9 protein-coding genes are annotated in these 15,150 nt (G+C 56.0%); 3 read left to right on the top strand and 6 right to left on the bottom strand.

Features of this window, described 5'->3' with window-relative positions; genetic code table 11:
* Positions 1 to 10: 10 nt before the first annotated feature.
* Genes QZ534_RS05555 through QZ534_RS05540 form a run of 4 tightly spaced genes read right to left on the bottom strand, consistent with a single transcriptional unit; the run spans position 11 to position 4,773 of the window.
* Entirely contained in the window at positions 11 to 1,750 is a 1,740-nt protein-coding gene (locus QZ534_RS05555) for a sugar phosphorylase (protein WP_296932338.1), read from the bottom strand.
* Complete coding sequence (locus tag QZ534_RS05550) at positions 1,747 to 2,970, bottom strand: glycosyl transferase (RefSeq protein WP_296932335.1); 1,224 nt, start codon at positions 2,968 to 2,970, stop codon at positions 1,747 to 1,749. Before QZ534_RS05550 ends, QZ534_RS05555 begins: the two co-directional genes overlap by 4 nt.
* Before the next feature lie 36 nt (positions 2,971 to 3,006).
* Positions 3,007 to 3,822 carry a mannosyl-3-phosphoglycerate phosphatase gene (locus tag QZ534_RS05545; protein WP_296932331.1) on the bottom strand — a complete coding sequence of 272 codons (816 nt, stop codon included), beginning with the start codon at positions 3,820 to 3,822 and terminating at the stop codon, positions 3,007 to 3,009.
* Between the two features lie 12 nt (positions 3,823 to 3,834).
* Positions 3,835 to 4,773, bottom strand: a complete 939-nt coding sequence (locus QZ534_RS05540) for a hypothetical protein (protein WP_296932327.1) — start codon at positions 4,771 to 4,773, stop codon at positions 3,835 to 3,837.
* A 75-nt stretch (positions 4,774 to 4,848) separates the two neighbouring features.
* Here QZ534_RS05540 and QZ534_RS05535 point away from each other — a divergent pair, with 75 nt between their 5' ends.
* Positions 4,849 to 6,303 carry a YdiU family protein gene (locus tag QZ534_RS05535; protein WP_296932324.1) on the top strand — a complete coding sequence of 485 codons (1,455 nt, stop codon included), beginning with the start codon at positions 4,849 to 4,851 and terminating at the stop codon, positions 6,301 to 6,303.
* A gap of 70 nt (positions 6,304 to 6,373) precedes the next feature.
* On the opposite strand, the gene QZ534_RS05530 is transcribed toward QZ534_RS05535, so the two are convergent.
* Positions 6,374 to 7,888, bottom strand: coding sequence for a fumarate hydratase (locus QZ534_RS05530; protein WP_296932321.1), 1,515 nt, complete (start codon positions 7,886 to 7,888; stop codon positions 6,374 to 6,376).
* Positions 7,889 to 8,071: 183 nt separating this feature from the next.
* Here QZ534_RS05530 and QZ534_RS05525 point away from each other — a divergent pair, with 183 nt between their 5' ends.
* Both QZ534_RS05525 and QZ534_RS05520 read left to right on the top strand, forming a co-directional pair.
* Positions 8,072 to 8,845 (top strand): enoyl-CoA hydratase, encoded by a 774-nt coding sequence (locus QZ534_RS05525; protein WP_296932318.1) that lies wholly within the window; start codon positions 8,072 to 8,074, stop codon positions 8,843 to 8,845.
* Positions 8,846 to 9,151: 306 nt separating this feature from the next.
* A complete protein-coding gene (locus QZ534_RS05520; protein WP_296932315.1) occupies positions 9,152 to 12,067 on the top strand; it encodes an MECDP-synthase in 2,916 nt (971 codons plus the stop codon).
* 354 nt (positions 12,068 to 12,421) lie between these two features.
* On the opposite strand, the gene QZ534_RS05515 is transcribed toward QZ534_RS05520, so the two are convergent.
* Entirely contained in the window at positions 12,422 to 15,103 is a 2,682-nt protein-coding gene (locus QZ534_RS05515; protein WP_296932312.1) for a penicillin acylase family protein, read from the bottom strand.
* Positions 15,104 to 15,150: the final 47 nt, after the last annotated feature.

Here is a 15,150-nt window from a genome sequence, read left to right as displayed (position 1 = left end):
CTGCAGATTGTCAGCCGGTCACCTCAAGATTGGACAGCCACACGCTCTGGTAGGGTTTCAGGGTAATCGAGCCGGAGAGGTCATCAATGGTCATTCCGGAAATCAGATCCTGCCACTGGTCGGTACCAATCAGATTGATGTCGCTCAGGGCAACCTGCTGTACCTCGTTGCTGATGTTGTGGATACAGAAGATGGATTGGTCCCGGCGCATACTCTGGCGCCAGAAACCGAACAGCTGAAGCCCAAGATGCAGGGTGAACTGGGTCGCGTTCGGGTGAAACGCTGGCTGTTTACGCCGAATGGCGATCAGGCGCTTCAGCTCCTGGAAGGCCTTGCTGTGATGGCTCAGAGGGTCCACAAGCCTCTGTTCCAGGTCATCCAGTTGCCACTGACTCCGATTAATGGATCGCAGCCGTCCTGTGTGCTCCACTCGCTCCAGATCGTTCTCGGTGGCCAGCAGGCTGTGGATGTAGAACGCCGGAATGCCCTCCAGGGACAGCATCACAGTGTGTGCGCAGATAAAGCGCTGCAGTTGCCAGTGATCCCGGCCCGATTCCGCCGTGCCCTGCAGCGCATCGTACAGGGCGATGTTGATTTCGTAGGGCTGGTCGCGGCCATCCGGCGTGCGCCGGTAAGAGACCTTGCCGCCAAAAGAATCCATGGTGTTGATCAGCCGCTGCTTTTCCTCTTCCGTCAGCAGACCATCCGTCGGCCGCATACCGACGCCATCATGGGACGCAATAAAGTTCAGATAGGTGGTGCCCATCTGCGCCGGCGGCATGCTCATCAGCCAGGTTTTCAGGTGCTTGCAGTCACCGGTCACCAGGGTATTGATCAGCAGGGGCGGCAGGGAAAAGTTATAGATGACATGGGCTTCGTTGGCGTTGCCGAAATAGGTCAGGTTTTCCCGGTTGGGTACGTTGGTCTCGGTAATCACCACGGCATCCGGGCTGTGATGTTCAATCAGCAGGCGCAGGATCTTGATCAGCTCATGGGTTTGCTGGAGATGTATGCAGGGCGTGCCCGGTTCTTTCCAGAGAAAGGCGACGGCATCGAGCCGGAAGATGATAATGCCACGCTCCAGATAGCGCCGGATGATGGCGGCGAATTCGATAAGCACCTTCGGGTTGGCAAAATTAAGATCGACCTGATCCTCACTGAAGGTGCACCAGACATAACGCTCGCCATCATCGGTCTGAACCGCGTTCAACAGTGGCGAGGTTCGGGGGCGCACGACGGCACTCAGATCATCTCTCGGATTACCCTCGAAGAAATAATCCTTTCCCGGATCTACCCGTTTTCGGTAATTCTCGAACCAGCGGCTGCGAGCCGACATATGGTTGATCACCAGGTCCGCCATCAGCTTGTAATCCCGGGCGATGGCCTCGATGTCCTCCCAGTTCCCGTGGGATTCGTTCACGGCCAGATAGTCCATCACAGAAAAACCGTCGTCGGAGCTGTAGGGAAAAAACGGCAGAATGTGCACCGACGAAATCGAATCTGACAGGCAATCGCCCAGGAAACGATGCAGTGTCTGCAACGGTTTTTCGTCCGCCCGCTGAACCGTGTCGGCATAGGTAATCAGCACCACATCCGATTCGTCCCAGTTATTCTGGTGCGCAGGTGGCGGCTCCTGATTGGGCTCCAGCCCCATGTTACTCAGCAACTGCTCGGCCAGAAAATCACAGTCCAGATCCGGATAAACCACCTCCAGCATGGCAACCAGCTTCGCTTTCAGAGGCTGGGTCATGGCCGGAATTCCTCGTTATCCAGCTCCACCGCTTCCAGCAACTGCTCCTTGATGTCCGGAATGGCGCTGGTTACCCGGTTCCAGCTGGGAATAAAGGGTGTATCCATCGGGTTATCGAGGAAATAGGCCCCGGCCCGCATCACGTTCTGGGCGAACAGCTCCACGGCTTTTTCTTCCTTGTGCCGATCGAATGTCAGGCCGTTAATAATGGCGTCGTTCTGGTAGGTCTCCACGAAATCCAGGGCAATGCGGAAATACGTGGCCTTGATGGTCCTGAATTTCTCATTGGAGAAAATCTCACCGTTGGTCGCCAACTTTCGGAACAGAGCCTTGGCGATATCCATGCTCATCTTGGACAGCCCCTTGCTGGCATCCTCCGGTGAAAGCTCCTGGTGCTTGTGGTCGTAGACATCAGCGATATCCACCTGGCACAAACGGTTGGTCGCATAGTTGCGCTTCATCTCCGACAGCACGCCAATCTCCAACCCCCAATCGCTGGGGATGCGAAGATCATTGATCACATCGGTGCGGAATGAAAACTCACCGGCCAGGGGGTACCGGTAACTGTCCAGGTAGTCCAGGAAATCGTTGGGGCCGCAGACCTTCTTCAGCGCGCGAATCAGCGGTGTCACCAGCAACCGGCTCACCCTTCCGTTCATTTTTCCGTCCGCCACCCGGGCGTAGTAGCCTTTGCAGAACATATAGTTGAACCCCGGGTTGGCCACCGGGTAGATAAGGCGGGCCACAAGGTCCCGGGAATAGGTAAGGATGTCACAGTCGTGCAGGGCAACGGACTTGCTGACACCGGAGGCCAGGACATAACCGAAGCAGTACCAGACGTTTCGGCCCTTGCCCATTTCCGTCGGCGCCAGGTTCTGCTCCCGCAGCTTCATGTCAATGTTCCTGAGCCGGGGCCCGTCGTTCCAGAGTACCTTGAAGTTCTGGGGCAATTCCGAGAAATACTCGAGGGCATGGCGGTATTGCGCCTCGTTGGCGCGGTCCAGGCCAATCACTACCTGATCCAGATACGGCACCTTGCCCAGCTCCTGCACGATATTTTCAAGGGCTGGCCCTTCCAGCTCGGAATACAGTGACGGCAGCACCAGCGACATGGGCCGGGCCTTGCGAAAGCTCATCAGCTCTGCTTCGAGATCCTCCACCGGACGCCGAACCAGGTTATGAAGGGTTGTGATTATGCCATTCTGGTAAAAGTCGCCCATGGCGGCTCTCCTTCTTTATGCCCGCACTCAAACGGGTCAGTACCCGTACTCAACCAGTAGATTGAGTACGCACTCATTCCAGCCTTCGGGGCCGGGCTTGAGGGAGCGCATGGCATGCTTTGCCGAGGGCAACCGCACCTCTTCACTTTTCACACCCCGGATCACTACCGGTATATCGGCCGATTCCAGCATCTGCTGATCGTTGGGGCTGTCACCCAGGGCAATGGCCAACACGGGCGCATCGCCATACTGCTCCCGGTATCGCTCTTTATATTTGTTTAGCAAGAACCGGGCCCCATCGGCTTTATCAAAAATTCCCATGGCATGGAGGAACCGTCCGCCGGGCACCAGGCGAAGTTGTTCGGCACCAAGAGCCTTCTCGAAGTGGACCAACTCCTCGTCGGTGCCCTGCCAGATCAATGGCTCGGTCCCGAGCCGCTCTTTGGCACGCCCGGCTGCCGCCGGATCCAGGCCTGTCTCGGCTGCCAGCTCGTTCGCGGACATGTCGGCAAAGCCCTTGAACCGCGCACCCTTCTGCCGCTGGGCGACCAGAACCTCAAGGACCCGATCCCGGGTTGCACCAAAATTCACCACTTCTTCTTCGGCATTGCCCAGCACATGGGGCGGAATAACCACGGCTGCACCGTTTTCGACAATGAACGGATCGGTATTTCCAAGCTCTTCTCGCAATGCCCGGATCTCCGGCATGGTTTTGCTGGAGTTGAGTACCAGCGGGATCCTGGCGGCTTTCAGTCTGTCCAGGGCCGGGCCCGCCGCCTGCCATCGGTAATCATCATGATCAAGCAGGGTGCCATCGAGATCGGAAAAGATAATCAAATGGGGTCTGGCCATGGCCGGTCTCCGTCAAGACTTGCGGAACTTCGGAAGACCGAGGGAGTGGTCCTCGGCCACGTTGATCAGAACATCGGCCCGGCCTGGCATCTCAGCGAGGCAGGATCGGGTGACGCGCTCATAGTGCATCACGAAACGACCGACTTCCTCGTCGGTCATAATGCGCAAATCCTGTGCGCCACCAGAGGCGCCGCCCTTTTCTGGTGCATTTCGGATTTTCTTCGCCAGCTTTTTCTCCTGTAGTCGACGCCATTCAAGCACACACTCCATGGAGGGCGCCTTCAACATGACCAGACAATCGATTTCATCGAAAAACTGCCGGTACTCTCCCTTCAACTGATCGTTAACATGGCGGCGCCAGACGCCCTCTGGATCTTCGTCCGACTCCAGGCGATTGATCGGCTCAACGAGCGCACTGGCTTTCGCCGGTCGGGCATCCAGGCACCAGCCCTCCAGGAGAATGACCTCTGCCCTTCCGACGAAGACGGGCCAATCCTCTGGTGGAACACGGTCATCTCTGGATTTGTCGAAAGCAGGAATGGCTGTGGCGTCTTCGGGCCCCGCGCTGCGCAAACGGTGCAGAACCTCTTGCCCCAGCGCCACGTCATGGGTTCCGGGCACACCACGGGTTCTGAACAAAGGGTGAACCCGTTGGGCAAGGTCCTCACGCTCTGCTCTGGTAAGGTAAATGTCATCGAGGGAGAAATTGGCAGTGGCACGGTTGCGATGCCGAAGCAGAATTTCCCGTAAAAAGAGGGTCAACGTGGACTTGCCTGTACCCTGGGCTCCGTGGATACCGACCACAATAGGCTGCTTTTGCGTATCATGGAGCGCACAGATTCGGTCTGCCAGCGGCAGAATGGTTTTTTCCACCGTTTCGGCGTAGGCGTCGGGCAGGCCCTCCTGTTGAATCAGGGCGCTGACGGTTTGTTCTAGCGAGCGATCAGACACGTTGGATTTCCGGTTTAATGGATGACTGAAGAGAGACGGCAGCAGAATTCATACCAATGGGAGTATAGGCGTTTTATGAGTGGCAACGATTTTCGAATAGAGCATCGCTACCTGGAGCTCCCGGACAGTTTTTACAGCCGGGTCCAGCCCTCACCACTGAAAGACGCCAAAATGGTGTGCTTCAACCACAAGCTCGCGGACCAGATGGGCTTTCGCGCCGATTCCGAATCTGACTGGACCGGCGTGGGTGCGGGCTCTGAACTGCTGGAGGGCATGGACCCAGTGGCCATGAAATACACCGGCCATCAATTCGGCGTCTACAATCCGGAACTCGGCGACGGGCGAGGCCTGCTGCTGTGGGAAACCGTTGGCCCGGATGGACGACGCTGGGACTGGCACCTCAAAGGTGCAGGTATGACCCCCTACTCCCGCTTCGGGGATGGCCGCGCCGTACTTCGCTCCACCATTCGTGAATACCTGTGCAGCGAGACCATGCATGGACTTGGCATCCCGACGACCCGGGCCCTGTTCATGGTGAGCGCCAAAGACCCGGTGCGCCGGGAATCCATCGAGACGGCGGCGGCGCTGGTACGGGTGGCCCAGACCCACATTCGCTTCGGGCATTTCGAATTCGCCGCCCATCATGAAGGGCCTGAAGCCGTCAAAACCCTGATTGAGCATGTGATCTCGCTGCACTTTCCCCACTTGATCAATCTGCCCGATGACGAACGCTCCAGCCGGTGGTTTGAGGAAGTGGTGGAGCGCACGGCAAGAACCATTGCGGACTGGCAGGCGGTGGGCTTCTGCCACGGCGTGATGAACAGCGACAACATGTCCATCATCGGCGACACCTTTGATTACGGCCCCTACGCATTCCTTGATGATTTCGATGCCGGCTATATAAGCAACCATACCGACCAGGGCGGGCGCTACGCCTACAACCGTCAGCCGCAAGTCGGGTTCGAGAATTGCCGCTACCTGGCCACCGCGCTGCTGCCGGTAATGGAGGAGGACGATGTGCGCCGGGGGCTTCGCCGCTATGAAGTGGCCTACAACGAGCGCTTCCTCCAGAACATGCGAGACAAGCTGGGCCTTGTCATCGAGGACGAAGCAGACCTGAGTCTGATCATGGACACCTTCAGCATGATGCACGAGCACTATGTCGACTACACCGCCTTCTTCCGGGCGCTCTCGAATCTGCACAGCCATGGCCATGGGCCGGTGAGGGACCTGTTTGTGGATCGCAGCGTGGCCGACCAGTGGCTGGAGCGTTATGAAGTGAGACTCCTGAACGAAAGCCGCGCTCACGATGAGCGGGAATACGCTATGCGCCGCGTGAATCCGAAGTATGTGCTGAGAAACTACCTGGCGCAACAGGTCATCCAGGAAGCCCAGAACGGGGATTACGAACCTATGAAAGCACTGCTGAAGGTTCTTGAGCGGCCCTTTGACGAGCAACCGGAGAATGAGGCTTATGCTGCATTGCCGCCGGATTGGGGCAAGCACCTGAATATCAGCTGTTCAAGCTGACGGGATGGAAAGGGAGCAGGAGTAAATTCGGGGTCAGATGAAATTTTCATCTGACCCCAGGTTCAGATCTTCAGACCGCCTTGGCAGCGATGATCTTCTCGTGCCATTCCGCAGGACCTGTCTGGTGCACAGACGAGCCCCGTGAATCAACGGCGACTGTGACCGGCATGTCCTCTACCTCGAACTCGTAAATGGCTTCCATACCCAGTTCCGGGAAGGCAACCACTTCCGCATTCTTGATGGCTTTGGAGACCAGGTAGGCTGAACCGCCCACGGCCATCAGGTAGACTGCACCGAATTCCTTGATGGCGTCGATGGCCACCTGACCGCGCTCGGCTTTACCGATCATGCCGGTGAGGCCGGTCTTCTCGAGCATGGTGTGGGTAAACTTGTCCATACGGGTTGCGGTCGTCGGGCCTGCAGGACCAACCACCTCTTCACGCACCGGATCAACCGGACCCACGTAGTAAATGAAGCGACCCTTCAGATCGACGGGCAGCTCCTCGCCTTTCTCGATCATGTCCACCATCTTCTTGTGGGCAGCGTCGCGGCCGGTCAGCATCTTGCCGGAGAGCAGAACGGTTTCGCCCGGCTGCCAGTCCTTCACGTCTTCCGGCGTAACAGTATCCAGATTGACACGACGCACGTTCTCACCCACTTCCCAGGTGATTTCTGGCCAGTCGTCCAGGCTCGGCGGGGTCTGCAGGGAAGGTCCGCTACCGTCCAGGGTAAAGTGGGCGTGACGGGTTGCTGCACAGTTCGGAATAATCGCAACCGGTTTGTTGGCCGCGTGGGTGGGATAGTCTTTCACCTTCACATCCAGAACCGTGGTGAGACCGCCCAAGCCCTGGGCACCGATGCCCAGTTCATTGACCTTGTCGAACAGCTCCAGGCGAAGCTCTTCGGAGCGATTGGAAGCGCCACGGGCTTTCAGATCGTGGATATCGATCGGGTCCAGCAGGGATTCCTTGGCCAGTTCCATCGCCTTTTCAGCGGTACCGCCAATACCAATACCCAGCATGCCCGGCGGACACCAGCCGGCACCCATCTGCGGGACCATCTTCAGCACCCAGTCCACGACCGAGTCGGAAGGGTTCAACATTGCGAACTTGGACTTGGCTTCAGAACCGCCGCCCTTGGCTGCTACGTGAACCTCTACAGTGTCGCCCGGCACAATCTTGTAATGGATGATGGCCGGGGTGTTGTCCTTGGTGTTCTGGCGCTTGCCGTCCGGGTCGGCCAGTACCGAAGCACGCAGCACGTTGTCCGGATGGGTGTATGCACGGCGAACGCCTTCATTGATAACGTCATCCAGCGGCAGTTCGCAGTCCCACTGGACGTTCATGCCGACATTCACGAATACCGTCACGATGCCGGTGTCCTGACAGATCGGCCGGTGGCCCTGGGCACACATGCGCGAGTTGATCAGGATCTGGGCCATGGCATCCTTGGCCGCCTGGGATTCTTCCTTCTGGTAGGCCTCGTAGACGCCCTGGATAAAATCCTTCGGGTGGTAGTAGGAAATGAACTGCAGCGCGTCCGCTACGCTTTCAATCAGGTCGTCCTGGCGGATTACGGTGGTCATAGGCGCCTCATCAGCTTGATATCGTTATGTCGTGTCATCAAAAATCGGGAGGCGAGAGTTTACCAGAAAATCGGTTTGGCGAGTGATTCGACAGATGGCGAAGCGAGGATTAAAACCCGTGAAAATCGCCACGAGATAAAGGTATCATCCTAACCAAACTAGAATAACAGCGCAGGAGACACCGTGACTGAACTCGTCCTCACCGAAATCAAAGACCAGATCCTCATCGTTCGACTGAACCGGCCAGATCGCAAGAACGCCCTCACTCACGCTATGTACACCGCCATGGGCGATGCCCTGGAGCAGGCCCGGGATGACACCAAAATCCGGTGCGTACTGTTCACCGGCACCAGCGAGTGTTTCACCGCAGGCAACGATCTGGGCGAATTTGCCGCCGGCTTGCCCGGTGATTTCGAACAGACTCCTGTTGGCCGCTTTCTCTTATTAGTGGCGAGCGCAACCAAGCCTGTGGTGGCATCCGTCAATGGCGCAGCAGTTGGCATAGGTACCACCATGTTGCTGCACTGCGACCTGGTGTTCGCCGGCAACAACACGGCATTCCAGATGCCCTTTGCCAGCCTCGGCCTGTGCCCCGAGGGCGGATCGAGCCTTCTACTGCCCTCTTGGATCGGACGGGTACGCACCGCCGAACTGCTGATGCTTGGCGGCGCCTTCTCCGCGGAAGAAGCGCTTCGGCTTGGCCTGATCAACCGGGTCTGCGAGCCCGAGCAGACGGAAGCCAATGCCTTCGAAGCCTGCCAGCGGCTGACTGAAAAAGCCCCGGCGGCGATTCGGGCCACCAAAGCGCTTCTCAACAAGCCAACCATGGAAGCACTACGGGAAACCATGTTGGAGGAGGGACATTTGTTTGCAGAGCGCCTGAAATCCCCCGAAGCTGCCGAAGCTTTCCGGGCTTTCATGGAAAAACGCCCACCGGATTTCTCGCGCTTCGAATAAACCTCGACCAGGCCCCAATTTCCCGGTTGCGGGACCTCGACAAACCGTTATCCGGCAACTATTTTTCTCAAAGGCCGAACTCCAATCGTGCGGGGAGGATTCAAAGCATCAGAATCACACTTTTGGCTGATCAACACTTGCCATACTGCCGCTATAGTCAGAGATACAGAAATTGGCTTAAAGCGCTGGCTACAATTTCAGACAACAGTTTAAGCAGAACAGGCCACTGACAACGGGCTTACCGGATCAGACCGGCCCCGTCAGCTGCCGAACATAACGACACAACAACAGGAAAAGGTTCCACCCATGTTCAAGAAAACTCTAATAAGTCTTGCCGTGGCGTCTTCCGTTGGACTTACAGGCTGCTTTGATAGTGGCGAGACGGGGGCGAATGCTAATCCGGACTATAAAATTGAAGACACGACAATCGACAAGTCGATTGTTCGCCCGATCTACAACCCTAACCCGATTGCAGAAGAGCCTGCGTTCCCAATCAATGCCGACCTGATCCTGTTGTTGGGTGCGACTCAGAGCGCCAACTATGACTTTACAGGGCTTTCGACAGGCTCAACACCTGCAGACGACGCTGTGAACCGCCTTTCTGGCTTCTCCACATCTGGGGCGTTCACGCTGAAGTTTGACGGCTCCTTGAACCCCGTTTCGGTACAGGCAGGCGCGACCGTTTTCTTGTTGCCCCTAAATGTGAATGATCAGGTTGAAGGTGTTCCCAATGCCCTTCCCAATACCAATCCGTCCAACATCGATCAGGAAGACCCTGTTGACCTGACTTCTCTCCCTCGGTTCAGAGCTGATGTTGTTAGCGTTGACGGCGGTAGCGATAACGCCATCAGGATTGTCCCGCTTGAACCACTTGCGGAAGGACAAAAGTATCTCGTCGTCGCGACGAATAATATCGTCGGGGCGGACGGACAACCCATTGAAAGGTCTGTTCAAGATGTCAATCTGGCGGATGGCGTTTTGGGCAATCCAGCCTTGGGTAATGTTAAAAGCATTCTCCAGGCTTCTGATGCGTTGGCAAACGGTTTCCTTGAAATAGCAATCCCGGAAAATACTCCTGAGTCTGCTCTCGCCTATACATTTACCACCAACTCCGACACAGACGTTCTAGAAGCATTGATGGCGCCGGCAGCATTCGCGACAGCGCTTGGCGAGAAAATAGGCTTCACCGCTCAACTAAAAGCCGTTCGTGATAACTACCCAGAACTGAACTTCTCTGAATTAACGGCCAAGTTGGCTGACATCGCTGAGAAAGCTGCTTTACTCGGTGAAGGGGAACTAGATCCTGCAACTCTGACTGCTTCAGAACTTGCCGCTATCACAGCGCTCGCAAACGTGCAGGAAAAAGTAACCGCTGAAACTATTGCTCCTGCAATCCGCGCTGAAATCGGCGATACCATACACGTTCCCCAACCTCGCCCGTCTTTCTTCTATGACACCAAGTCTGCGACGGAATTGACTACTATTCAGGGTTTGGCTCAGGACGAGACCAATGCTATCGCACTAGCTGCCAAGCAGGTTCTGGTTTCCCAGGGTGCAATCACGCTACCTTACTTCCAGTCTCTGCCCGGTGAAACTGGTACTGGCATCGTAAATGGAAGCTGGACAGGTAACACCAGCCTTGAGGCTGCCTTGAATGAAACACTTTCGCCAGGCGAAGAAATCTTCGAGTTTTTGCGGGATATCGACGGTCAGTTGAACGTTAATGGTTATTTCCCATTCCCAGAACAACAAGCTACAACTACTGTGCCAGTCGTTATTTTCCATCCTGTACTGGGCACCGCAGCGGAGCCGGATTCATGCGTCAACGCTGGATCGCCAAATGGCGTAACTATTTTCCAGCATGGCATTACCGTTGATCGCAGCGTATCTATGCTGCCTGCAATCCTGCTCGCACAGAGTGCCTGCCAGACTGTAGTGGCGATTGACCAACCACTGCATGGCCTTTCGGGCGATACAGTCGGGACTGTCCCAGGCTTAAGTGCACTGGATCCTGATGTGCTGACGGCAACAGTTCAGGGAGTCATCAGCACCCTTGATCCAGAAGCAGACGCGCAGACCATCGGTGCTCTCACAGCTCTGATTAACGCTGACTACATCGGGGAACGCCACTTTGGCTACACTGCCAATGAATCTCTGCAACCAGTAGCTGCTGACCTTGCGAATATTTCTTCTGGCAGCCTGTTCATCAACCCTCTGAACATGTTGAATAGTCGTGACAATTTGCGCCAGGGAGTGGTCGACCTATTGAACGTTGCGGCGTCTATTCAAACGTTCAACTTGTCATCGGCCTTTGCGCTCTCTCAAGAACCAAGCACTGTTCCTGCTTTGTCAGGTGTTCCTGTTAACTTTGTCGGGCATTCCCTTGGAGGAATTTCAGGCACCACATTCTCATCACTGGTAAACGGGGAGAGCACCTACACCGTAGTCGTGGATGGTTCAACAACTCCACCGACAACGGCAGATCTCACGCGTAACCAGTTGGCAGATCAGGTATTGGGAACCTCTGGTTTTACATACCCAGATCTCAATAGTGTGGTTCTTCATGACACAGGTGGCCAAGTCACTCGTCTTGTCGAAAATTCATCTGACATTTCAGGACGAATTCTTGGAGGCCTTGCCGCTGCGGGTGTTACGCAGGGAACTTCGGCCTTCGAGAGTTTCTTCTATGTGTTCCAATCAGCTGTTGATGCTGGCGACCCGGTGAACTTTGCGGTTGAACTTGGAGCTTCAACCAGCAATCTGTTGATCACTGAGGTGGTTGGCGATAGCACCGTCCCGAACGAAGCAAACGTCAACCCTTTGGGCAACGCATTCTCAGCCCCATTGGCTGGGACAGAGCCTCTGATGGCACTGCTGGATCTGGGAGCAGGCGGCACCAACCTTGCAGATGATGCCGACCTGAACCTGCTTCAGGGCGAAGATATCTCCGGGTCTGCTGCCACACCGGTCGCTGTATTCTTTGATGGCAGTGACCCATGCTCTACCGCGAATCACGGTACTTTTGTAGCGCCTCAAGCGCCAAATGAAGCCTGCCCAGGTGGGTTTGCCGTTACCAGTGACGCCTTTACGGTAATGGTCACTCAAACAGCCCAAGCTCTGAGCGGCGGCAACGTGCCAGCTTCCCCCAACAACATCGATGCACTGGGAACCAGTCCGACTCTGGCCAACGCACTCGATCAGGACGAGCAAGCTGCTCCTTAAGGACTAGCTTCTGCCTACCAAGCCCCGGCATCGCCGGGGCTTTTTTTTTGGACGATGCCCGACATGGGTCAGGCACGAACAATCAATATTCCGAACAGTCCCCAGGCCCCATAACTCATGCGTCAATGTCTGCGGCTCACGTTTTCCAGAGAAGTTCATATCATGAGGCTTGTTAACGGCGCTCAGCTGACCAGCGAAGGGGGTGGTGTCGGGCAGGATAGGTAGTCAAGGCTTAGAGATTTCAGGCGTTGCGAGGGCTCAGACGGCAATGCCACTTGTGCTCAACGACATGACCAATAGCAACGAAAAACGCCGCACTTGTTAGAGTGCGGCGTTTTCATAGTGGACTGTTTCTTAATCCGAAGAAATAACAGTCTCACCTTGTGGCAACAAATTCGCCTGAATGTCCTCTTCCGTGAAGAACAGCTGGCGGTAATCCTTGTTGGAATACTGCTCGCTCTGGTCACTAAAGAATGGTGACATTGAGTCTGTGGACTGCGAATAGCTCACAAGGCCATAAGCCTCCGGACCATTGTCCGTGAACTCCAGACCAAAATGCCAACTGGTACCTCTGGCCATCAACCAGCCATCAATGCCATCCGTTCCGTCAGACAATCCGGCGGTATTGTCGATCGTTGACGGTGCAATCCGAGGGAAACGAGTGTCTTCCAGGAACGGATCCGTCACCACACCGATCGCGTTGAACGCTCCATCAATGTTGCCGTCACCACCGTGCCAGGGAATTGGTTGTGTCTGAAAAACCGGGGTTCCACCGGAACCGGGCACAACACCGCCAGAAGCGCGATAGTATTGCAGATCTCCCAAAGCATCAGTTGGCAAAATGCCCTGAGATTGCAAAGCTGTCACACCATCGGCAAGCGCCAGAAGCATGGTGTCGGTCGCTGTGCCTGCATTCTCTTCGGATGGGTCCGCCGGTGTGCCAACAGGATCAGCCGGACTGAAAGGCGTTGTCAGGTCTGACTCAAGGTCTTCGATGTAGTTGGCCATAAACACCCGGAAGATGTGGGCGCCAACGCTATCCCGATTATAGAGTCCGTCCCAGTTGCTCAGAGACTGGCACCAGGTAGACAGATCCACGCCGTTCACTGCGGTGCTGCCAATGGTAGTACAGCGTTGCAGAAGCTCAGGCAGGAACTGTTCTGCGTACCATGCGCGGTTGTTCCAGATCACACCAATCAGCTCTTCCGCGCTGAATTTGCCATCCTGCCCTGCTGGCAGCGGCGCATCCGGGAAGCCCGGATCCATGAGATTCTGAAGCATTTTGATGCCCAGGCGCGTACGGGGATTGATGGGCGCCTTTTCATCACCAAACAGAGGCGAGAAGCCTGTCAGGAATTCGTCCGGATTGGTTGACCAATAGCTGCTATTCGAGTTCTGCACCCAATCCGATCTCACCAACTTCGGTTTCTGGTCATACGGCACCAAGGGACCGCACTCCGTCTCAACCCAGTCCTCTTGGGAAAGCCTGCCATCGAGCAAGGTAACGCCCTGATCAAAGAGGCCAGCGTATGCTGCACTGCCGGCCCTTCTGAAGTTCACAAGCGCAATGGCTTTCTCGGAGAGGTTCGGCACCGAGCTGCTATCGATGTAGAACGCATTGCCCTGATCATCCGCGTAGGTTGTGTTGGTCCAGAGGGTTGAACCACAGTTCCGGAAAACACTCTGGAACTCCTCGAGATTACTGGCTCGACTCATTCCCAGCCAAGTGTCCAGAAGGCCGCCGGTATTGGCATTGGCATCACGATAGGTGTGAGCAACCACCGAAGACGTGTTCAGCGCACCGTTGTCGCCCCAGGCTGGCAGCTGACTACTCACAGCATTCGCTGCGATCATCGGGCCATACTCGGAGAAGTAGAACGTTCTTTCCAGCACGACGGGTTGGGCCATCCCCAAATCGACCTCGATCTGATAGGTCTCGGTTGTAATCGGCTTTTCAACCCCGTCTTTCACGTAGGTCAGATTATCTCCATCCTTGAGCACCAGCTCATACCAGGTAAAGCGACGACTGGTCGTCACCGTGTGTGACCAGGCCAGGTTTTCGTTGAAATTGATCAGAGGAATCGCCGTACCAAGCAGCCCGGCGCCGTGGACGTTCAGGTACCCAGGAACGGTCATCTGGACTTCATAAAGCCTTCGATGGCCTGTGTACGGGAAGTGCGGGTTCGCCAAAAGAGCACCCCGTCCCTGCTCGGTCAACTCACTACCGATACCCCACGCGTTGCTGGCAAGGCCCATGTCCGCGAAATTGGTCTGTGATTTCGCGCCAGCCTCTGCGGTAGCCACAACATTCTTGAGGAGCTTATTGACTTCCTCAGCATTGGCCACAGGGGTTACCGGCGTCGGTGCCGGACTCTCTCCTGGAGGAACTGCGAGGAAAACCGCCCCCGTGGCAAACAACGCCCCACTGGCATACTGGCCAACAATGCGATAGTGAGCCAGCAGATCCACCGGTGTTATCGGTTTGACCCACTCCTGATCCGCGCATTCCACAGGGAACTGAGAGGCATCGGTTTCGTTAACGTACCGGTTATACCCCTCCGTAAAGCCCTCAATAAGCGCACGACTTTCCGGGCTAAGAGTCGGGAATTCGGCTTCAGCGCCAGCATATATCTGTTGGGCCTTGTAGCTGAAGTCGTTAATGATGTTGAGCCCTACACTGGCCCCGGGCGCAAACTGAACGTCCGGCCCAGGCCCAAAATACTTGGATCTTTCGCTTCGGGCCTTTACAACCGCCTCAGCCAGCATACAAACGTTATCCTGAGCCTGAGCATAACCGTGCCCGAATGCGGCGGATTTCAGGTCATCAGCAACAATGTGAGGAACGCCGCCCGTAGTTCGACGAATGGTCGCCTCAAGCTGACCATCTGACGGAAAGAGATTGGGATCCACCTCAGCCTGTGAGGGTCCAGAAGAGTCGTTATCGCTATCAAAACAACCCGCCAGCAAAGTACTGCCAAGCAGGGCGACAGTGAGACTGAGGGCATGCCTGCCACTCGGGGTTTTCCTGAGTTTCATAGTGTTGTCCTTGTATTTGTTCACTACGTTTTCACCATGTCCGGTGA

This window comes from uncultured Marinobacter sp., from assembly GCF_913055835.1.
Lineage (GTDB): Bacteria > Pseudomonadota > Gammaproteobacteria > Pseudomonadales > Oleiphilaceae > Marinobacter.
The sequence above is the reverse complement of the archived record's forward strand: the minus strand, read 5'-3'. Positions and strand labels throughout refer to the sequence as shown.

What these genes read in the sequence shown, in the direction of transcription:
- QZ534_RS05555 (WP_296932338.1), bottom strand. Translation starts at nt 1,750, where the DNA reads ATGACCCAGCCTCTGAAAGCGAAGCTGGTTGCCATGCTGGAGGTGGTT.
- QZ534_RS05550 (WP_296932335.1), bottom strand. Translation starts at nt 2,970, where the DNA reads ATGGGCGACTTTTACCAGAATGGCATAATCACAACCCTTCATAACCTG.
- QZ534_RS05545 (WP_296932331.1), bottom strand. Translation starts at nt 3,822, where the DNA reads ATGGCCAGACCCCATTTGATTATCTTTTCCGATCTCGATGGCACCCTG.
- QZ534_RS05535 (WP_296932324.1), top strand. Translation starts at nt 4,849, where the DNA reads ATGAGTGGCAACGATTTTCGAATAGAGCATCGCTACCTGGAGCTCCCG.
- QZ534_RS05530 (WP_296932321.1), bottom strand. Translation starts at nt 7,888, where the DNA reads ATGACCACCGTAATCCGCCAGGACGACCTGATTGAAAGCGTAGCGGAC.
- QZ534_RS05520 (WP_296932315.1), top strand. Translation starts at nt 9,152, where the DNA reads ATGTTCAAGAAAACTCTAATAAGTCTTGCCGTGGCGTCTTCCGTTGGA.
- QZ534_RS05515 (WP_296932312.1), bottom strand. Translation starts at nt 15,103, where the DNA reads ATGAAACTCAGGAAAACCCCGAGTGGCAGGCATGCCCTCAGTCTCACT.